This is a genomic window from Pseudomonas sp. A-RE-19 (assembly GCF_019956555.1).
Classification (GTDB): Bacteria; Pseudomonadota; Gammaproteobacteria; order Pseudomonadales; family Pseudomonadaceae; genus Aquipseudomonas.
Map to the genome: position 1 here is coordinate 17,126 of NZ_JAHBDQ010000019.1, position 21,189 is coordinate 38,314.

Annotated in this window: 14 protein-coding genes, 1 tRNA gene and 1 pseudogene; 7 read left to right on the forward strand and 9 right to left on the reverse strand. The window is 60.4% G+C overall.

The window, feature by feature from the left end:
- Positions 1-54: 54 nt before the first annotated feature.
- The 3 genes from dapF to KGB14_RS13765 form a co-directional block, all read right to left on the reverse strand.
- Positions 55-873 carry a diaminopimelate epimerase gene (gene dapF / locus KGB14_RS13755; RefSeq protein ID WP_223487362.1) on the reverse strand — a complete coding sequence of 273 codons (819 nt, stop codon included), beginning with the start codon at positions 871-873 and terminating at the stop codon, positions 55-57.
- A gap of 102 nt (positions 874-975) precedes the next feature.
- Positions 976-2,715, reverse strand: a complete 1,740-nt coding sequence (locus tag KGB14_RS13760) for a dipeptidase (RefSeq protein ID WP_223487363.1) — start codon at positions 2,713-2,715, stop codon at positions 976-978.
- A 289-nt stretch (positions 2,716-3,004) separates the two neighbouring features.
- Positions 3,005-4,117, reverse strand: coding sequence for a CapA family protein (locus KGB14_RS13765; protein ID WP_223487364.1), 1,113 nt, complete (start codon positions 4,115-4,117; stop codon positions 3,005-3,007).
- A 198-nt stretch (positions 4,118-4,315) separates the two neighbouring features.
- On the opposite strand from KGB14_RS13765, the gene KGB14_RS13770 reads away from it, so the two are divergent.
- Positions 4,316-4,390 (forward strand) — tRNA-Gln (locus KGB14_RS13770).
- Between the two features lie 201 nt (positions 4,391-4,591).
- Here the strand turns inward: KGB14_RS13770 and KGB14_RS13775 are convergent.
- Both KGB14_RS13775 and KGB14_RS13780 read right to left on the reverse strand, forming a co-directional pair.
- Positions 4,592-6,592 (reverse strand): peptidase U32 family protein, encoded by a 2,001-nt coding sequence (locus KGB14_RS13775; RefSeq protein WP_223487365.1) that lies wholly within the window; start codon positions 6,590-6,592, stop codon positions 4,592-4,594.
- Between the two features lie 110 nt (positions 6,593-6,702).
- On the reverse strand, positions 6,703-8,589 hold the full coding sequence (locus tag KGB14_RS13780; RefSeq protein ID WP_223487366.1) for a sigma-54-dependent Fis family transcriptional regulator: 1,887 nt from the start codon (positions 8,587-8,589) through the stop codon (positions 6,703-6,705).
- A gap of 346 nt (positions 8,590-8,935) precedes the next feature.
- On the opposite strand from KGB14_RS13780, the pseudogene KGB14_RS13785 reads away from it, so the two are divergent.
- From KGB14_RS13785 to KGB14_RS13810, 6 genes and pseudogenes are all read left to right on the forward strand, one after another.
- Positions 8,936-9,987: pseudogene (locus KGB14_RS13785) on the forward strand (ATP-NAD kinase family protein).
- Positions 9,988-10,013: 26 nt separating this feature from the next.
- A complete protein-coding gene (locus KGB14_RS13790; protein ID WP_223487368.1) occupies positions 10,014-10,991 on the forward strand; it encodes a thiamine pyrophosphate-dependent dehydrogenase E1 component subunit alpha in 978 nt (325 codons plus the stop codon).
- Positions 10,992-11,023: 32 nt separating this feature from the next.
- Positions 11,024-12,043, forward strand: a complete 1,020-nt coding sequence (locus tag KGB14_RS13795) for an alpha-ketoacid dehydrogenase subunit beta (protein WP_030128853.1) — start codon at positions 11,024-11,026, stop codon at positions 12,041-12,043.
- Positions 12,040-13,152 carry an acetoin dehydrogenase dihydrolipoyllysine-residue acetyltransferase subunit gene (locus KGB14_RS13800; RefSeq protein ID WP_223487369.1) on the forward strand — a complete coding sequence of 371 codons (1,113 nt, stop codon included), beginning with the start codon at positions 12,040-12,042 and terminating at the stop codon, positions 13,150-13,152. The genes KGB14_RS13795 and KGB14_RS13800 overlap by 4 nt, the downstream gene beginning before the upstream one ends.
- A 90-nt stretch (positions 13,153-13,242) precedes the next feature.
- On the forward strand, positions 13,243-14,307 hold the full coding sequence (locus KGB14_RS13805) for a 2,3-butanediol dehydrogenase (RefSeq protein ID WP_223487430.1): 1,065 nt from the start codon (positions 13,243-13,245) through the stop codon (positions 14,305-14,307).
- Between the two features lie 234 nt (positions 14,308-14,541).
- The gene (locus KGB14_RS13810) at positions 14,542-16,629 is read left to right on the forward strand and encodes a TonB-dependent siderophore receptor (protein ID WP_223487431.1); all 2,088 of its coding nucleotides are present in this window, start codon (positions 14,542-14,544) and stop codon (positions 16,627-16,629) included.
- A 95-nt stretch (positions 16,630-16,724) separates the two neighbouring features.
- Here the strand turns inward: KGB14_RS13810 and KGB14_RS13815 are convergent, their stop codons facing one another.
- The 4 genes from KGB14_RS13815 to KGB14_RS13830 form a co-directional block, all read right to left on the reverse strand.
- A complete protein-coding gene (locus tag KGB14_RS13815; protein WP_223487370.1) occupies positions 16,725-17,018 on the reverse strand; it encodes a hypothetical protein in 294 nt (97 codons plus the stop codon).
- Positions 17,019-17,100: 82 nt separating this feature from the next.
- A complete protein-coding gene (locus tag KGB14_RS13820) occupies positions 17,101-18,573 on the reverse strand; it encodes a family 16 glycosylhydrolase (protein ID WP_223487371.1) in 1,473 nt (490 codons plus the stop codon).
- A gap of 11 nt (positions 18,574-18,584) precedes the next feature.
- Complete coding sequence (galE, locus tag KGB14_RS13825; RefSeq protein ID WP_223487372.1) at positions 18,585-19,649, reverse strand: UDP-glucose 4-epimerase GalE; 1,065 nt, start codon at positions 19,647-19,649, stop codon at positions 18,585-18,587.
- 114 nt (positions 19,650-19,763) lie between these two features.
- Positions 19,764-21,182 carry an oligosaccharide flippase family protein gene (locus tag KGB14_RS13830; protein WP_223487373.1) on the reverse strand — a complete coding sequence of 473 codons (1,419 nt, stop codon included), beginning with the start codon at positions 21,180-21,182 and terminating at the stop codon, positions 19,764-19,766.
- Positions 21,183-21,189: the final 7 nt, after the last annotated feature.

The window sequence follows — 21,189 nt, forward strand, 5'->3', positions numbered from 1 at the left end:
GTGAATGTTTTGCCGGCAGATTCAGGATAGGTCAGTTATGCGACGGCCGCCGCTTCATAGCCTGAAGGAGAGGCTGTCGTGAACAGTTCCCGAAAACATTGTCTCTACCGGACCGATGAGAAAGACAGGCCCCACACCATCCCATTGAACCGTTACGGTTCCGCCATCACATTCGACCTCAACGCAATGGTCCAGCAAGCCACGACGAATGCCGTTAACAGCGGCGCCGCAAGAGCAGGAGCCGGAACCGAGCGCAATGCCAGCGCCGCGCTCCCAAATGCGCAACCGAATGTGATTGCGGTTAATGATCTGGACGAAATGCACGTTCGTCCTGAGGGGGAAGAGCGGGTTGGTTTCGATGCTCGGTCCGATGGTCGCTATATCAACGGCGGTCAGGTCATCCACAAAATAGGTGCAGTGCGGATTGCCCATGCTGGTCGCCGCTGGGCCACCCGCCAGTGGCAAAACAGCCGTATCCAGTTCCAGAGCCAGGGGAATATCCGACCAGCCGAAAAGCGGCGCCCCCATGTTGACTGAAATGGTGCCGGTTGCGGTTCGTTCGCAAGCGAGCAGACCACGGTTGGTTCGCAGCGTTATCGACGTAGTATTTGCTTCGCGCATCAGCAGATCCGCGGCGCCCCGTGTTGCGCTGCCACAAGCATCCAGCGTGGAACCATCGGCATTCCAAAACATCAAGCGCGCAACCGCATCATCGCAATCGAGCATCACCGCGATTTGATTGAATCCGACACCTCGGTGCCGATCACCCATTCGCCGAGCCAGGGTGCTTGTCATTGGATTGGCCGCGTTTCGCGAGTCCACAATGACGAAATCATCGCCATTGGCGTGCATTTTATGAAAACTCAGTGGCATCAATAGATCCTGGCGACGAGACATAGAGTGAATTGACGTTTAAAGACGATTCAGCCCCATAAAGAAATAGACCCGCCAGAATAGCGGGTCCGAAAGGGGAGATCAGAGTTTCGGTAACTGCCCGACGCGCCCGAGCATTTCGGTCACGATCTGCAGGTCCAGCAGGAACTGGTCGACGGTCTTGAACTCGTTGTCGTTGTGGCCGGTGTACTTGAGTTCGGGCCTGGCCAGACCGAATTGCACGCCATTGGGCAGCTCATGGACCGAGGTGGCGCCGGCGGAGGTGCCGAACTTGTGTTCCATGCCGAGGTTTTCGCTGGCCACGGCCAGCAGGGCCTTGACCCATTCACCCTCAGGGTTGCGGTGCATCGGCTCGGCGATCGAGTAGTCGAAGTCCGCCGCAATGTGGGTCTTGTTCTTCCAGGCGCCAAGCTTTTCGGCGATAGCGGTCTTGAGTGCTTCCGGGGACTTGCCCACCGGCACGCGCAGGTTGACCGCGAGCTTGAAGGCTTTTTCATCCATCCCGACATAGGTCAGGGAGGTGGTCAGCGGTCCCATGAAGGCATCGGAAAAGCCGACCCCCAATTTGCCACCCAGGTAGTCCAGCCCCCAGTTGTCGGCGGCGTAGCGGGCGGCGTCGGTGATGTGGTTGTGCTTGAGTGCGACTTTGCCATCGAGGCTGTTGATGAAGTCCAGCATCCTTGCCACCGGGTTGACGCCTGACTCGGGCTCGGAGGAGTGGGCGGAAACGCCAGTGACCGTAAGCTTGACGTCCTTGCCCGCGACCTTGGCGGTCACGTCGAAGTTGCCGCCATTGCGCTTGGCATAATCGCTGCCGGCCTTCTGCAGGCGGGTGGCCAGTTCGGCGGGTTTGTCGGTCACGAGGGTGGCGACCGACGTCGAAGGAATCTGGTTGGTGGCCAGCCCACCCGTCATTGAGGTGATTTCGGCGCCTTTGCCCTCTGCGGCCCGCCGGGCAAAGTTCGCCATGACGGTGCCGTAGCCTTTCTCGGCAATCACCACGGGGTAGCCGCCGTCCAGCGCCAGGTTGTAGTTGGGTGTCGGGTTGCGTTCGAAGTAATAAGGGATGGCGTCGCCGGTGGTTTCTTCTGTGGTGTCTACCAGCAGCTTGAAATTCCTGGCCAGCGGCAGCTTTTCTTCCTTGATGATTTTCATGGCGTAGAGCGTCACCACGATGCCGTTCTTGTCATCCTCGGTGCCCCGGCCATACATGCGGTCGCCGACCAGGGTGACCTTGAACGGATCGAGTCGGGTGCCGTCTTTCAGGACCCAGTTTTCCGGCGTCACGGGCACTACATCGGCATGCGCGTGAATGCCCACGACTTCGTCGCCGTTGCCTGCGAGGGAGATTTCATAGACGCGGTTGTCGATGTTGCGAAAATTCAGGTTGAAGGCCTGGGCAAGGCCTTTGAGCTTGTCGGCGATCTTGATGAATTCGGGATTATCGTGCTGAGCGACGCCGTCCACACGGAAGGTCGGGATGGCCACCAGCTCGTGTAGCGTCTCGGTGGCAGCGCTGCCGTATTTCACCCGTGCGTAGAGGCCAAGCAGGCGATGGATCTCGTTCTGCTGTTCAGGGGAAAGGGTCTTGTTGCCCTGAAAGGCACTGATTGCCGCGCCGAGGTCGTCGGTTTTGGCAAGCTCACTGTTGGCCACGCGTTCCAGGAACTGCCTGAAATCCGTGACCGGTGCGTCACTGAACGTCTTGAGGATCGTCGCGCTCTGTTGCGGGGTGATGTTGGCGTGCGCTGACAGGGTGAACGACGAAAGGCTGGCCAGTATCAGGGTTGTCGTGGCCAGGTGTTTGAATGAGAAATCCATTGTTGGAGCATTCCTTTGCAGGCGATTTGTGGGAAATATCTGGTCGATGAGTCAGAAACTTCTCCAAACTAACACCACGAGGGAGTGGTACGGGAGTCCTGGAAACGGGATCTGTCGCACAAAAATGCAAAAGCGACGCAGAAACGAAAAAACCGGGAACCTCCCCAATGCTTTTCGTAGGAGCCAGGCTTGCCGGCGAAAGCACCCTTAAGGACGCCTTCGCCGGCAAGCCTGGCTCCTACGAAAAGCATTGGAGAGGTTCCCTGGGCTTTCACATGTACAGACTCTCCTACCAATGCAACCCGAAGGCATTTTTCGCACCCGGCTGGAGGCTGCAGCCCAAGTGTGCGCACTCGCGAGAAAGGGTGTCGTGCAGCCATTGACGGTCATCCCCTTCGGCGCGACTGATGCGAAAGCGACGCAGGTGAGTGGGTATCAGGTCCAGCGACTGCAGATGCCCGCCCGGGGCCAGCGAGGCAAAGTACAGAAGACCCAGGTCGCCGCGAAAGGCTGTGTGGCCCTCGATGCCTTCGTAATCGTTCAGCAGATCACCGCAGCCATAGAGAATCAGGTGTTCGCGGTACACCTCGATGCCCTTGACGTGGTGTGAGGAATGCCCGTGCACCAGGTCAACTCCGGCCTCGTCGATCAAGGCATGGGCGAACCGGACCTGCTCATGTGGAATCTCGAACCCCCAGTTGCCACCCCAGTGAATGGAGGCAACCACCAGATCCCCCGGATGCTTGTACTTGAGTATCCGTTCGGCCACAGGGCGCAGGCTGTGCATCGACAGATCCTCCAGCCGCGCAATGCCTGCGCGCTTATCCGTAGCGGCCCAGTTCGATGGAATGCCGCTGTCGGGTGCGCCGAGGCCAAACACCAGCAAGCGCCGCCCGTCAGGCTGCGGCAGCACGGCGGGCGCTTCGACCGATTGCCGGTTGCGCCCGGCGCCGGCGCTGCGCATACCGTTGTTCGATAGGGTGTCCAGCGTATCGGCCAGGCCGGCTGCCCCCCAGTCCAGCACATGATTGTTGGCCAATACGCAGCAGTCGATGCCGGCTGCGCTGATGGCCGGGACGTTCTCCGGGGTCATGCGGTAATTGATGCCTTTGGGCTCCGGGGATCCGCGGCGGGACACCGCCGTTTCCAGATTGATGATGCGTGCGTGTGGCTGGCGAAGTTCGAACTCATCCAGCGCAATGCCCCAGATGTAGGGGAAGTCGACGGGGAGGGGAATCGGGCCATTGAGTCTTTCTGCCAGCCGGACGTAATCGCCGGCGTTCTTGACGTAGGCTTCGTAAAGCCGCGGATCGCCAGGATGCGGCAGTACTGCGTCGATGCCGCGGGCGGTCATGACATCGCCGGCGAGAAACAGCTTCAGTGAATCGGTAACAGCTGCCATGGCATCCTCCAGGATCAGGAGTAAGCATCTGTTTTAAAACAAATATATTTTTGTTTCGGGCTTCCCAGACGAAGCGAAAGTTGATAAATTTGCGCGCGTTCTTGCAGAGGGCCTTACAGGGCTTGCAGCGCAAGGACGCAGCATCTCGATGTTGCCCGCCAGCTGAAAACTCAGTGCCGGGCACTCGCAGCAACAGATAGGGGCGTCGCCAAGCGGTAAGGCAGCAGGTTTTGATCCTGCCATGCGTTGGTTCGAATCCAGCCGCCCCTGCCATTTTCCTTATACTCATCCAAGTATGGCTCCGCCGGCAGGTATTGCTGGAGTCCAGGATGATTGTCTTTACAGAAAACGCCAATGCCGATCCGGCCTGGCGTTTTTTTATGTCTGCAAATCCCTCTTGGTGACGCCTTTGACATTCAGCCGTCTGGCGAGCTGTAGCGAGCGCGGCGCCGTGGCGGCACGCTCGCCATTCACCTAGTGGGGCGCGCGAGGGATGGTCTTGAGCAGGTCTTCAGGGCTGATGTGGCCGACGACCGGCTGCACCCCGCTGCCCGGTTGTGGCAAGTCAAGGATGTGCCCCTTCATCTTGCCGATCACGTGCATCTCGCAAGGCTTGCAGTCGAATTTCAGCGTCAGCACCTCGTCACCGTGCACCAGTTGCATCGGCGCAACCTTGGTGCGCACGCCGGTGACACCCTTGGCCTGCTTGGGGCAGAGGTTGAAGGAGAAGCGCAGGCAGTGCTTGGTGATCATCACCGGCACTTCGCCGGTTTCCTCGTGAGCCTCATAGGCCGCGTCGATCAACTTGACGCCGTGACGGTGATAGAAGTCGCGGGCTTTCTGGTTGTAGACGTTGGCCAGGAACGACAGATGCGACTCCGGGTACACCGGTGGCGGATTGGTCTCGGCCTTGCGACCACCCCGTGGATGGGCATTGATGCGGGCCTCGGTCAGTGCTTCGATGACTTCGCGGCGCAAGGCCTTGAGCTGCGAGTTGGGGATGAAATGCGCCTGCGGTGCATCCAGCTCGATCGCCGTGGCGTGATACTGAGTGGTGCCCAGTTGGCCGAGCAGGTCGTGCAGTTGTTCCAGGGCCTGTTCCGGCTTGTTGGCCAGACCGAACGGACCGTCCAGGGCGACACTGGCGCTAACACCTTCCTCACTGGTGGCGGTCAACGTCAGGCGATCCTCGCGCAGGCGAGCGACCCAGGCAACCCCCACCCGGCGCTCGGCGGAGGTCTTGAGCAGGGCCTGCTGCCAGTTGTGGTCCAGATTACGGTTCAACGGGTGGTTCGGCCGCAACTGGTGCAGCCCCTTGGGCATCTCGTTGGGCTCGACGCGGTAGCGGTAGCGCTTTTCACCATCATCGATGAACTCGCCCTTGGGCTCGGCAATGTTGGTACGCCAGCCCACCACCTCGCGCTTGACCAGCACATTGAGGCCGTCGCCGTTGGACAGCGGCTCTTGGGTGACCACCAGCAGGTCGCGCTTGCCGACTTTCTCCACGACGCCCACCGGCAGGCCGGTGAAGGTGGGTGTGTCGAAGGCGCCGATGTCGATCTTGCGATCGCTGACGAAGTAGTCGGTGCTGCCGCGGTGGAAGGTCTTTTCCGGGTCGGGCAGGAAGAAGTGCGCGGTGCGGCCGCTGGAAGCGCGGGCCAGGTCCGGGCGGTCTTCGAGGACCTCGTCCAGGCGCTGGCGATAGTAGGCGGTGATGTTCTTCACATAGCCCATGTCCTTGTAGCGCCCCTCGATCTTGAACGAGCGGACGCCGGCTTCCACCAGCGCGCGGATGTTGGCGCTCTGGTTGTTGTCCTTCATCGACAGCAGGTGTTTTTCGTAAGCGATCACACCGCCTTTTTCGTCCTTGAGGGTATACGGCAGACGACAAGCCTGGGAGCAGTCACCACGGTTGGCGCTGCGGCCGGTCTGCGCGTGGGAAATGTTGCACTGGCCGGAGAACGCCACGCACAGCGCTCCGTGGATAAAGAACTCGATCGCCGCATCGGTCTCGTCGGCGATGGCGCGGATCTCTTTGAGGTTCAGCTCGCGGGCCAGTACCAGTTGGGAGAAGCCGGCCTGGTCGAGGAACTTCGCCCGCGCCAGGGTGCGGATGTCGGTCTGGGTGCTGGCGTGCAGCTCGATCGGCGGTATATCCAGCTCCATCACGCCCAGGTCCTGGACGATCAGCGCATCGACGCCGGCGTCGTACAACTGGTGGATCAGCTTGCGGGCCGGCTCCAGCTCGTTGTCGTGCAGGATCGTGTTGATGGTGGTGAACACCCGGGCGTGGTAGCGACGGGCGAATTCCACCAATTGGGCGATATCGCTCACCTCGTTACAGGCGTTGTGGCGGGCGCCGAAGCTCGGGCCCCCGATGTACACGGCGTCGGCGCCATGCAGGATGGCCTCGCGGGCGATGGCCACGTCGCGGGCGGGACTGAGCAATTCCAGATGATGTTTAGGCAGGGACATATTTTTTTAGTCGGGCTTGTCACGGTCGAGGTGCGCATTGTAGCGGCGAAACGTTCGACCGGCACCCGTATGCTGCCCGATGGCCAGCGAGCCGCCGGATGAAGCTGTGGTCAGCCTCTGCCAGGCATGTCGATGTCATGTTGATGCACCCGTCGATACAGCGTTGCCCGGGAGATGCCCAAAGCCTTGGCCGCGGCGGTGGGTTTCCAGCGATGACGCACGAGGGCATCGATGAGTGCCTGGCGTTCCGGGCTGGTGCAGCGTTCCACGGTGTCAGCTGAAGTCGGGTCATTGAGTCGACGGCCGGGCAGGTGCTCGGGCAAGTCACTCAACAGAATCAAGTGGGTCTCGCACACCGCGCAGGCGTAACGCAGTACGTGTCGCAGTTCGCGCACATTGCCCGGCCAGCGATAGCCGAGCAGGCATTCCAGTGCGGCGCTTCCCAGTTGCATCGATACCTCGCAGGCCGACGACTCTTCTTCGAGTATCCGGTTGATCAAGGCCAGTCGATCACTGCGTTCGCGCAACGGCGGCAATTGGAACCGCGCACCACTGAGGCGAAAGTACAAGTCCTCGCGAAACGCCCCGCAGCTCACCAGTGCTTCCAGATCGCGGTGGCTCGCGCAGACGACCTGAATGTCTATCGCTTTGCTTTGTGACGCTCCCAGGGGCGCCACTTCGCCTTCGGCTAAAACCCGCAGTAACCGGGTTTGCAGGGGCAGGGGCATATCGCCGATTTCATCGAGAAACAGGGTGCCGCCATCGGCCTGTTCCAGCAGACCTTGCATGCCTTTACTCGAAGCACCGGTGAAGGCGCCGGCCACATAACCAAACAGCTCGCTTTCGATCAGGTTTTCCGGAATCGCTGCGCAGTTCACCGCGATAAAAGGCCGCTCACGGCGCAGACTGGCCTGGTGCAGCTGGCGGGCAAAGACTTCCTTGCCGGAACCGGTTTCGCCCTGGATCAGTACCGGCAAATTACGGTCCTTGACCCGCACTGCAAGGCGCAGGCTATCTTCCAGACGCGGGTCGAGTTCGGCGGGTGACAGTACCCGACGCACAGGGTTGTGTTTCACCTGCCGTGGCGCGCTGAGTCGTCCATGTAAGGCATGGCGACCACCCTGGCAGTGAAGCAGGCAGAGCGATTCGTCCCTGGCTCGATGCAATAACGGCTGATCGAATACTTGGCCGATGTGTTCCGGCAACTGACCAAGGGTTTGCACCAGCCACTGACGCGCCGCGGGGTTCAGTGCCTGCAGGCATCCGTCATCGTCCCAGGCGAGCAGGTAATCGGGTTGGCTGTCGACGTAGCCCGGGCTGTTGTGTGCCCGCAGTACCCAGTAACCCTGGGCACTGTTCATGAAAAACGCTTGTTCTATTTCCCGTGCGCTCTGCACCACCATCTGCCGGATCAGGTGTTGCGAACGGCGGTCGTCCGGAGAACGTACCGCAGACACATCAAGCACCCCAAGCAGTTCGCCCCGAGGGTCGAAGACCGGAGCGGCAGAGCAGGTGAGTCCGATAAACGCAGCGCGGAAGTGATCCCGCTTGTGCACCGTGACCGGTGTTCGTGCGGTCAGCACCGCGGCCACGCCACAGGTGCCTTCCTCGCCTTCTGACCAGCAGGTGCCCAGGTACAGGCCGGCTTTACGGCAATCATTACGGATGGAGGTTTCCACGCGGTAGTCGATGGTCTGGCCCTGGGCGTCGGTGAGCAACACGCAGTAGTCGGCACCGCGCACGCGACCGTGGAGGCGGGCAACTTCTTCGCTGGCGATGCGCAGGAACAGTTCGGAGCGTTCTCGACACTCCTGCAGTACGTTCTGCGAAAGGATCCGTGGCCCTTGCAATGAGCCGGGGTCCAGGTGGTGTTGCTCCATGGAGCGGCGCCAGGAATCCAGTATCAAGTCCGGCACTGGCAATTGCGGCAGGTGCGCTGCGTTCTTCAAAACACGGCTGACGCAATCCACGTGCGCCTTCGAGTGTGCGGAAAGCATTTAAGGCCTCCGGTTCGATCTTCTTTTAGTTGTGCGGGCTATTAAGCGCCGTTCACGGACGGTCGACAAGCATCGGTTCACCCACTGCGAAGGTGAGACGCGACGTCTCAAGGTCTCACCACAAACCCGTGCAGGCTGAAATGGGACGTCTCAACCGAGCGTGATCCCAATCCCTGAAAGTGCGGTCAAGACCGCTCTGGAACAGGCCTTCTGGCGATTTATTGCCGATCTGGCACCGGCCTTGCTCTAGCCCCTGCAACCAGTACGACTGGCAACCCGATAATAACAAGAGGTGCCCTATGTCCTCCTGCCGAGGCTTTTACCCTGCTTTATCTGTGGTGGCGACATGAGTCGCTTGCCCCTGACCGTCGGCATCATTGCCAATCCGGCGTCCGGCCGGGACGTACGGCGCCTGACGGCGAATGCCGGGCTGTTTTCCAGCACCGACAAGGTCTCGGTGATCCAACGGCTGTTAGCGGCTTTTGGCGCCACCGGTGTCGAGCGAGTGCTGATGCCCACCGACATGACTGGCATCGCCGCTGCGGTGAAGAAGAACAGTCATGGCCGCCAGGCGCGGGACAGCCACTGGCCAACCCTGGAGTTCCTGGAACTTACCTTGCGCCAGAGCGTGGCGGACACTCGCCAGGCCGCGCGCTGGATGGCTGAACGCGGCGTGTCGCTGATCGCCGTGCTCGGCGGTGACGGCACCCACAAAGCGGTGGCCGCCGAAGTCGGCGACATTCCACTGCTGACCCTGTCGACGGGGACTAACAATGCCTTCCCGGAACTGCGTGAAGCCACCAGTGCCGGGCTGGCCGGCGGGCTATTCGCCTGCGGACGGATAGCGCCCGAAATCGCTTTGCGTCGCAATAAACGCCTGCTGGTGCGGATTCCGAGCCGCGACGTGTGCGAAGTGGCATTGGTGGACGTGGCGGTGTCCTCGCTGCCCTTTATCGGCGCCCGTGCAATCAGCCGTGGGATCGATCTGGCGCAGGTGTTTGTCACCTTCGCCGAGCCTCAATCCATTGGCATCTCGGCCCTCTGCGGATTGTGGTTTCCGGTATCGCGCCAAGCCCCCAATGGCGCCTGGATGCGCCTTGATCCGCAATCATCCGAAGCCTTGCTGGTGCCCCTGGCGCCCGGCCTTTTGCAAGGCTGCGGCGTACTCGCGGCCGGTAGCCTTGAACCCGGCGTCGCCCATCGTCTGTGCCTGAGCAGCGGCACCCTGGCCCTGGATGGCGAGCGGGAAATCGAATTCAACGCCCATGACTTACCCACCGTTACCCTCGATGCCGGCGGCCCGCTGAGCATCGATGTCAATGCGGCGTTGGCCTATGCAGCGCAGGAGCGGCTGCTGGCCATCGACCGTGAACACCCGCAACACCCTCTGAACCTTGAGTCTCAAGACACCCTGGAGAATAAAAATGTCGATACAGCTGACCGCTGATCAATTGCTGCATGCCTATCGGGTGATGCGCACCATCCGCGTCTTTGAAGAGCGCTTGCACGTGGAGTTCGCCACCGGCGAGATTCCCGGTTTCGTCCATCTTTATGCCGGTGAAGAGGCCTCGGCCGCCGGTGTCATGGCGCACTTGGGGGATGACGACTGCATCGCGTCCAACCACCGTGGCCATGGTCATTGCATCGCCAAGGGCGTTGATGTGCACGGGATGATGGCCGAGATCTACGGCAAGAAAACCGGGGTCTGTCAGGGCAAGGGCGGCTCCATGCACATTGCCGATTTCGAGAAGGGCATGCTCGGTGCCAACGGCATCGTCGGAGCCGGCGCACCGTTGGTTGTAGGGGCGGCGCTGGCAGCCAAGCTCAAGGGGACCGACGGCGTCGCCGTGGTGTTCTTTGGCGACGGCGGTTCCAACGAAGGCGCGGTGTTCGAAGCGATGAACATGGCCTCGGTGTGGAACCTGCCGTGCCTGTTCATTGCCGAGAACAACGGCTATGCCGAGGCCACGGCGTCCAACTGGTCGGTGGCCTGCGATCACATCGCCGACCGCGCGGCCGGTTTCGGCATGCCTGGGGTCACCGTCGATGGCTTCGATTTTTTCGCCGTTCACGAAGCTGCCGGTGCCGCAGTGGAGCGGGCCCGAGCCGGTGAAGGACCGTCGCTGATCGAGGTCAAGCTGACTCGCTACTACGGTCACTTCGAGGGCGACGCCCAGACCTACCGGGCACCGGATGAGGTCAAGTATTTCCGCGAGCACAACGACTGCCTGATGCAGTTTCGCGAACGCACCACCCGGACCGGTTTGATCGATGCCAGCCAGTTGGACCAGATCGACAGCGAAGTGGACCTGCTGATCGAAAATGCCGTGCGCAAGGCCAAGGCCGACCCCAAACCGAGCGCGGCCGACTTGCTCACCGACGTCTACGTTTCCTATCCCTGAACGCCCCTATAACAAGAATCGAGACCTTCATCATGGCGAGAAAAATCAGTTATCAGCAGGCTATCAACGAAGCCCTGGCCCAGGAAATGCGCCGCGACCCCAGCGTGTTCATCATGGGGGAAGATGTCGCCGGCGGTGCCGGTGCTCCTGGTGAAAACGACGCCTGGGGCGGGGTGCTGGGCGTGACCAAGGGCCTCTATCACCAATTCCCCGGACGCGTGCTGGACACGCCGCTGTCGGAGTTGGGTTATGTCGGTGCCGCGGTCGGCGCAGCGACCTGCGGCGTACGCCCGGTGTGTGAATTGATGTTTGTCGACTTTGCCGGTTGCTGCCTGGACCAGATCCTCAATCAGGCGGCCAAGTTTCGCTACATGTTCGGTGGCAAGGCCTCCACCCCGTTGGTGATTCGCACCATGGTCGGCGCGGGCCTGCGGGCAGCCGCCCAACACTCGCAAATGCTCACATCGCTGTGGACCCACATCCCCGGGCTGAAAGTCGTCTGCCCGTCATCGCCTTATGACGCCAAGGGCCTGTTGATCCAGGCTATCCGCGACAACGATCCGGTCATCTTCTGTGAACACAAACTGCTCTACAGCATGCAGGGCGAGGTGCCGGAAGAGCTCTATACCATCCCTTTCGGTGAAGCCAACTTCCTGCGCGATGGCAAGGACGTGACCCTGGTTTCCTATGGGCGCACGGTCAATACGGCAATGGACGCAGCCCGCAGCCTGGCAGGGCGAGGCATTGACTGTGAGGTCATCGACCTGCGCACCACCAGCCCGCTGGATGAAGACAGCATTCTCGAAAGCGTGGAAAAGACCGGGCGCCTGGTAGTGATCGACGAGGCCAACCCGCGCTGTTCCATGGCCACCGACATCTCGGCCCTGGTGGCGCAAAAAGCGTTCGCCTCGCTCAAGGCGCCCATCGAAATGGTCACTGCGCCGCACACGCCAGTGCCATTCTCCGACGCCCTGGAAGACCTCTATATCCCTGACGCGGCGAAGATCGAAAATGCCGTGCTCAAATTGATCGAGTGGAGCAAGCGTTCATGAGCCAGATCCATACCCTGACCATGCCCAAGTGGGGCTTGTCCATGACCGAAGGCCGGGTCGATGTCTGGCTCAAGGAGGAGGGCCAGGCGATCGCCAAGGGCGATGAAGTGCTCGACGTGGAAACCGACAAAATTTCCAGCAGCGTCGAGGCACCGTTTTCCGGTGTGCTGCGCCGTCAGATCGCGCGCCAGGATGAAACCCTCGCGGTCGGTGCATTACTCGGCATCGTGGTCGATGGCGAAGCCAGCGAGACCGAAATCGATGCGGTGATCGAGCAGTTCCAGGCCGCGTTCGTGCCGGGGGACGGTGCCGAGGAGGACTGTGGGCCGAAGCCACAGAAGGTCGAACTGGACGGGCGGCTGATCCGTTACTTCGAGCGCGGCGAAGGCGGGGTGCCGTTGCTGCTGGTGCACGGATTTGGCGGCGACCTGAACAACTGGATGTTCAATCATGAAGCATTGGCCGCCGAGCGCCGGGTGATTGCTCTGGATTTGCCGGGCCATGGCGAGTCGACCAAACAGCTGGCGCGTGGAGATCTGGATGAGCTGAGCGGGGAGTTGCTGGCACTGCTCGATCATCTGGATATTCCCGTGGCGCATCTGGTGGGGCATTCCATGGGCGGTGCGGTGTCGCTCAACACTGCGCGTCTGGCACCCCATCGGGTGCGTTCCCTGAGCTTGATCGGCAGCGCCGGTCTGGGCGCGGAAATCAACGGCGAATACCTGCAAGGTTTTGTTGAGGCGGCCAGCCGCAATGCCCTTAAACCACAGTTGGTGCAGCTGTTCTCCGACCCCGAACTGGTCAATCGGCAGATGCTCGAAGACATGCTCAAGTACAAGCGCCTGGAAGGGGTGGACGCGGCCCTGCGCCAGCTGGTTTCGGGGTTGTTCAAAGAAGGACGGCAACAGTTCGATCTGCGCGGCGTGGTGCAAGAAAACCGGCAGCCGGTGTTGCTGATCTGGGGCAGTGACGACGCGATCATTCCTGCGGCCCACAGCGTTGGGCTGACCGCCCGGGTCGAAATCCTGCCGGGTCAGGCGCACATGGTGCAGATGGAAGCGGCCGAGCAGGTCAATCGGCTGATTCTGGACTTTGTCCAACAACACTGATGCCTACCTTGGCGACCATTTGCTGGGCGCCAGGGTCAACGATTTCAAGGAGATTTCAAGATGAGCCTTTCAATTGATCCGACCCGCAGCATGCGTGCCGCTGTCTGGCATGGCCGTCACGATATCCGTGTCGAAGACGTTCCGTTGCCGATGTCGCCACCCACGGGCTGGGTGCAGATTCGCGTGCAATGGTGCGGTATTTGCGGTTCCGACCTGCATGAATACGTGGCCGGACCAGTGTTCATTCCAGTGGACGCGCCGCACCCGCTGACCGGAATCAAGGGACAGTGCATTCTCGGTCATGAGTTCTGTGGCGAGATCGTCGAAATCGGAGCCGGTGTCCAAGGGTTCAGTGTTGGCGAACCGGTGGCAGCCGACGCCTGTCAGCACTGTGGCACGTGTTACTACTGCACCCATGGGTTGTACAACATTTGCGAGAACCTGGCCTTCACCGGGCTGATGAACAATGGTGCGTTCGCCGAGTTGGTCAACGTGCCGGCCAACCTGCTTTACAAGTTGCCGGCCAACTTTCCCGCTGAAGCCGGGGCGCTGATCGAACCGCTGGCAGTGGGCATGCACGCGGTGAAAAAGGCCGGGAGTTTGCTGGGAAAAAATGTGGTGGTGGTTGGCGCGGGAACCATCGGCCTGTGCACCATCATGTGTGCCAAGGCTGCTGGTGCGGCCCAGGTCATCGCCCTGGAAATGTCAGGCGCGCGCAAGGCGAAGGCTCTGGAGGTCGGGGCGAGCCATGTGCTAGACCCCAATGAATGCGACGCTCTGGCAGAGGTGAGGCGGCTGACTGGCGGGCTTGGGGCAGATGTCAGCTTCGAATGCATCGGCAACAAACACACGGCCAAGCTTGCTATCGACCTCATCCGCAAGGCCGGCACGTGTGTGCTGGTGGGCATTTTCGAGGAACCCAGCGAGTTCAACTTCTTCGAGCTGGTCGCCACCGAAAAACAGGTGCTGGGTGCACTCGCCTACAACGGTGAGTTTGCCGATGTGATCGCCTTTATTGCCGACGGCCGGCTGGACATCACGCCGCTGGTCACCGGGCGCATTCAGCTGGAACAGATCGTCGGGCACGGCTTTGAGGAATTGGTTAACAACAAGGAGCACAACGTGAAAATCATCGTGTCACCCGCTCGAATCTGAGGCACCGGCACGGAGCGATTGACGATGGTCCAGCCTGCATAAAAAACCTTCTGCGAACCCTTGCGATGATTCTATGGATTTCATCGCAAGGATCGCCCCATGAATCATTCAAGGTGAGCCAGTTAACGTATTTACTGCAAATACATCGCATCATACAATGAGAAGTATTATCACTAACTCATCGAGTGCGACGTCTTGAGCCATCCCCACCCCTTTGCCCGCCGCAAGGTCTTCATGAAACACGCGTTGCCAACGCTCTCCTGCGTGATGTTTGCCAGCCCTCTATGGGCACAGGAACCGCTGGAGCTGCCGACCACTGATATTCAGGCAAGCCGCGTCAGCCAAGACACTGGCTACACCACTTCTCAAGCCAGCACGGCGAGCAAAAGCAATGTGCCGATCAAGGAAGAGGCGCAATCGGTCAATGTGGTAACTCAACAGACCCTGGCCGACTATCAGGTGCGCTCGCTGGACGAGGCCATGAAGTTCGTCAGCGGTGTCAGCCAGGGCAACACCCTGGGGAACTCCCGGGACTCGCTGGTCAAGCGCGGTTTCGGCACCAATGATGACGGGTCGATCCTGCGCGACGGCGTGCGTTCCAATCTGGGGCACAACTTCAGCGCCACGACGGATCGTATCGAAGTGCTCAAAGGGCCTGCTTCGATGTTGTACGGCGCGCTGGAGCCCGGCGGATTGATCAACGTGATCAGCAAGAAGCCTGAATACACGCAGAGCACGACCCTGAGCGGCTCGGCCTACAGCGAAGGCGGCGGCACCCTGGCGGTGGACACCACCGGGCCGCTGGGAGAGACAGGCCTGGCCTATCGCCTGATTGCCGAACGTGGCCATGAGGATTACTGGCGCAACTACGGCGTGAACGAGAGCACCCTGGTCGCGCCATCGCTGAGCTGGACCGGCGACCGCGCCAGTCTGACCCTGAGCTACGAATACAATGATTATTCCGACCCCTTCGATCGCGGCACCGTGTTCACCAACGGTCATCCGGCCGACATCGACTACGACAAACGTCTCGACGAAAAGTGGGCTAAAAGCGTCGGTATCCGTGAAGTGGCCACCGCGCGTTTCGAATATCAGCTGAGTGACGATTGGAAAACCCGCGTCACCTACGGCTGGAACAACAACCGCTACAGCCTCTCGATTGCCCAGCCGAGCTCGTTGACCGGCAACAATCTGCGCCGTGCCGCCAATGGCGCTCACTACGACGATGAGACTCGTTACGCCAGCTGGGATTTCATCGGCCAACAGGAACTGTTCGGCCAACGCCATGACCTGCTGGTTGGCGCGGATACCGAAGCGTCCGACCAATTCCGTGGCAAAACCTACCGCAATACCGCGCAGTCTGGCTTCGACATTACGTCGCCGGTTTATGGTCGTCTGGCCGAGCCCAGCCTCGTCAGCGCTGCTCAAAGCGACCTGAGCAACCAACTGACCTCCAGCTCCGTGTACTTCAAGGATAACTGGCACCTCGATGACCGCTGGATCCTGGTCCTCGGCGGTCGTCAGCAGCATTACGATCAGTACAGCGATCAGGGCCGCGGCAGCAGCTATACCGTCAACCGCGACGATAACGGCGATGCCTTCGTGCCATTTATGGGCCTGGTCTACAAAGCCACTGATACCTTGTCGCTGTACGGCAACTACAGCCGTTCGTTCAAGCCCAATACCGATGTCGACGATGCCGGCCACACCTTCGATCCGGAGGAGGGCCGCAGCTACGAGGTCGGCGCGAAGTACGACCCGCTGCCGGGGCTGAACATCAACCTGGCGCTGTTCGACATCGTCAAGAAAAACGTCGTGACCACCCAGACGGTCGATGGCGCCAGCCTCTCGGAGGCGGCGGGCAAGGTCGGTTCACAGGGCCTGGAACTGGATATCACCGGGCGCGTGGCCGAGCGTTGGGACCTGATCGGCACCTACGCTTACACCCACACGGAAATCCTCGATGATCCAGATGACGAAGGTCACCGCCTCGCCAACGCGCCGAAGCACACCGCGAGCCTGTACCTCACGCATCACCTGAACATCCCTGCGGAGTTCGGGGCCTGGCATACCGGTGCTGGCGCACGTTACGTCGGCGAGCGCGCCGCCAACAACGCCAACGATTTCTGGCTGAGCAGCTACACCGTGGCCGATGCCTTCGTGCGTTGGGAATCGCCGATGTTCGGGTACAAGACCTCGCTGCAATTCAACGTCGACAATCTGTTCGACAAACAGTACTACCCGTCTTCCACCGGCAGCCAACTGGCGGTCAACGTCGGCGAACCGCGCACGGCACGGCTCAGTGCCAGTGTGACCTTCTGATCGCATTGTTGTGCCACGCTGCCCCCGTTCTGCCTGTGAAACCCGGCGGAGCGGGAGGGCGATCATCTTCAACCCCGACGACGCTTCAGGCGTCGTCATCCCTCAGCCGAAACCTGCGGCTCATGTACTGCGTTCTCCGCTGAAGAGAAATGGGCAGGATATTGAGCGCTGATTAATCGCAAGTGCTCGATGGCCTCCAGGTACTTACGATCGGCACACTGTTTTTTCTTCTGATATTGGGTGAACTTTTCCGCATCCATGTCGGGCTGATCGAGAAGATCAAGAGCGGCGCGGCTCAAATTGCAGGCTTCGCTGAACAGTTGTTCGTTACGTTCAAGCGCCAGATTCAGGCAGGCTGTTGCTTGATCGGAAGCCATCGTACCGTTCATTGTTGCGACCTCTTTATCGGCGAGTTCTTGTTTTTGTACCCTTGACCTGGAGGGTCTGGGCGATCAACTTCAAAATCGAGGGTTATCTACCGCGGCGCCACACCTTGAGGTAGTCCACGCTGAAGGTGGAGGGCAGATCGGCGTCGTCGACAACGCCGAACCAATGCCACATCGCCTCGCTGTCAAAGAGGATCTGCATCGGGAAGAACCAGTGGGTGTTCTTTGCCTCTCGCACCAGCACGCCGTCCACGTACCAGCGCAAGGTATCGGGCTGCCAGTCAAACCCGTAGACATGGAATGCGTCGGCGAAGCGCCATGGGCTGATCCAGCTGCTGCCATTGCTCACATGCCGGGTGCTTTGCGGTGTGGCCCAAACGTGGGCGTTCATGTTGTACAGATGGTCGAAGGTGCCGTTTTTGGTCTTGCCGCCGATTTCGAAGATGTCGATTTCCGTGGCGTTGTCGGCAAGCCCCGTCCACGCTAACCAGAACGCGCTGGAGCCTGCCGAATCCATCGGTTTGGCGCGTGCTTCGTAGTAGCCGTAAAAACTGCGCTCGATCGTGCGGACCATTGCCGAGCTATAGCCTTGGTAGCCTAAGCGGACGTACTTTTGCGGCACGATCTCTTTGCGGAAAACGATGTTGAGGTTGCCATCGCTCAGGTAGGCATTGTTCGGCGTGAACAGCGCCGGCTTACGCCCCAGCGAATCAGTGCCCGTGGCATCGTTGACGTGCCAGCGACTCGCGTTAAGGGTCGTGCCGTCGAAGTCGTCGGAAAAACGTGTGTCCAGAATCCAATGGCCGACATTGGCCTGATCGGACAGTGGCAGGTCAGCGTTGCGCCGTTCCGGTATCGGTCCCAGGGGGCCGACGCGGGTCCAGGAATTGGCCGCCTTGGGGACGGCGACTGACCATTTTTCCGCCAGATACTGAAACACCTGCTGCCGTTCTTCCAGGGAGGCCAGGTGACGGTCGTACACCAACACTTCCGCGATGTCGCCGTGCAAGTCTTCGATGCTGCCGACCACGTTCCGCCCCACCGCATACGGGCCGATGGGCACGTCGTTGAGTTCCAGAAAAAACAGGGTCGAATCATAGGCGCTGGTCTGTTGCACGCTGATAGCGAAATTCGGTGCCACGTTGTCGTTATCGGCAACCCGCGGGCGCGAGCTGAACAGCCGCTGCCAGGTATCGCCGCCGCTTTGCCCGGTCAGTCGGCGTGACACGATCAGTACGGTCACCGGGCCGTTTGCAGCGCGAATCGACTTGCCCAGGAAGGCCGAAGCGCCGCCAAAACGCACCACCGAATGGCCATTCATGGCGTTTTCCACACGCAACGGTCGCGCGGCACTTGCGGCATCGTCCACGGTAACGTCGTTGGCCTTGCCGGACTTGTCGTGCCAGCGCAGGAGACGGCTGTGAGCATCGAGGGTCATCTTCGAGGTGTCTGCTGCGTCAAGCCACAGGACCAGGCCGTCGGCCAGCGGCTGGGAGGGTGCTCCCGACGCGTTGCAAACAACCGCTGCCAGGACGATCAGCAGAAAATACCTGGACATGGCCCCCTTGTTCATACCCATTGTTTTAACGCAATCGACGCCAATAATTCGGGTTGCGACCGGTATCCCTGCGGATTGCACAACTGCCATCGCCAGGTGTCGATGATCATCTGCATCAGGTCGCGTTGCGCGTGCCAGCCCAGTTCACGCCAGGCCTTGGAGGGATCGGCCCAGCATTGAGCGATATCGCCGGCGCGGCGCGGGGCGAATCGGAAGGGGATGGTGACACCGGTAATGTCCTCGAAACTGCGGATGATCTGCAGGACGCTATAGCCAATGCCGGTTCCCAGGTTCCAGACATGGATGCCGTTTCTGCGCTGCAACGCCTGCAGCGCTTTGAGGTGACCATCGGCAAGGTCGACCACATGGACATAATCGCGCACGCACGTGCCGTCGACGGTGGGATAGTCGCCGCCGAACACGGTGAGTTCGGGCGCTCGACCAATCGCGACCTGTGTCAGGCAAGGCAGCAGGTTGTTGGGCCGGCCATTGGGGTTTTCCCCGATCAGCCCGCTTTCGTGAGCGCCTATCGGGTTGAAATAGCGCAGCACAGCGATGCTCCAGCGTGGATCGGAAAGGCACAGATCGGTGAGCAATTCTTCGATCATGAGCTTGGTGCGGCCGTATGGATTGACCGGTTTGCCCGTGCCCAGATCTTCGATGATCGGTATTTTCCGGGGGGCGCCATACACAGTGGCCGACGAGCTGAACACCAGCTTGAAGACTTCGGATCGGGCCATCGCGTGGCAAAGATTGAGCGTGCCGACCACATTGTTGGCGTAATACTCCAGCGGCTGTCGAACACTTTCCTCCACGGATTTGAGGCCGGCAAAATGCATCACGGCATCGATGTCGTATCGGCTGAAAATATCGTCGAGCAGCTTCGTATCGCGAATGTCGCCTTCGATGAAATCGACCCGTATACGGGTCAAGAATTCCAGGCGTTTGAGCGATTCCCGGCAGCTGTTACACAGATTATCGAGCACCAGTACCTGTTGACCGGCGTCGATCAGGGCCAAGGCGGTATGGGAGCCGATGTAACCGGCCCCGCCAGTAATCAGCGTGGTTTTTTGCATGATGAGGCGTTCCTGTCACAACGAGATTGCGCGAGTCAGGGGAATGTGGCCGGGCAGGTGAAGGTTGTTCGCAGGTGTCCTGAATTCACTGAGGGAGCCGCTATGCCACTGAACTCAGCGGGTGGTGAAAACCGATTTGAATTCTTGCGGCCAGCGCGGGTGCATTACGCTATACGCCACGGCATAGCTCAGCGCGCCAACCACGATGTTGCAGATCAGGTGCAGGTAGCCTTGAAAACCCAATCGGGAAGAAACCATCAGGACGATCGCTGCCATGACGAGCGAGGCAATCATGCTGCGATAGTTGGTTTCGAAAAACAGCCGCCAGCCATAGCCGATTGCGCTGTTCAATCCGCGGATTTGCAGTGGCGTGATCATCACCATCCGGGCCAGCAGGGCCAGGGCGGCGGCCATGCCGCCATAGAGGTTGCCGAAGCTATAGACCAACGCCAGTGCCAGTAGCGTGGTTGCCACTTCGGCCTTGATGGTCAGGTGGCTGTGATTGACCGCGACCAGTGCGGTCGTGGCGAACATGGCGGTATTGCCGATGGCTGCCGTGCACGCAAGCACTTGCAGCAAGGGAATGGCCTCGGTCCATTTGGCGCCGAAGATCAACAGGATCAGGTCCTGCGCCGTGAGTGCGACGCCGATGAACAGGGGCGTCAGCAGGAAGCCGCTGACGGCGGTCGAATCGCTGATGATCGCGCGCAACCGTGATGGATCGGCGCTACGCCGGGCAAACACCGGCAGCGCATAGCTCATCAGACCGTGATAGATCGCCGTACGCGGCAGATCGATGATGCGCATCGCCATGTTGAACATGCCCACCGCATTGGTGCCGGCCGTCATGCCCAAGACCACGGTGACCCCGCGCTGTAGCGTTTGCGAACTCAGTGCGTTGATGGCAACCGGTGCGCCGGCCTTCAACAGTTCGCGCAAGAACGGGCCGTCAATATGAAAGGCAATGCGTCGCGGGTCTGCGCGCATCAATACGATAATGGACACGAACTCCATGATCAGTGCCTGGGCAATGACCGCCCAGGCCCCAAACCCCCAAAGCGCGACAGCGATGCCGCCGACGCCACCACACACCTTGCCCAGTAACGTGCGCGACGCCAGCGTCCTGAAGTTGCCGGTACGGCGCATTTGCGCCACATAAACCCGCGCCATCATGGTGAACAGGATTTTCACCGAGGCCACCGCCGTCATCCATTGCAGCACCGGGTCGGGCGTGTACAGCATCACCGCGCCCGAGATGACGACGATGGACACCAGGCTGACGAGTACCGCCGCCCAGAAGGCCGTGCTGATGTGTTTGTCCTCCAGCCGCTCGAGTCGTACCAGCGGGTCTTCCAGAACCGATGAATAAATCAGGCCGATCAACTCGACGATGGCAATGATGACCGTGCCCACACCCAACTCTGCGGGCGACAGCAGCCTGGCATACGCGACAAAGGTAATCATCGACAGGAAAATCAGGCCGAATTTCTCGGTGAAGATCCAGATCAATGTAACCAGACGGAGATTGGCCATGGCGGAT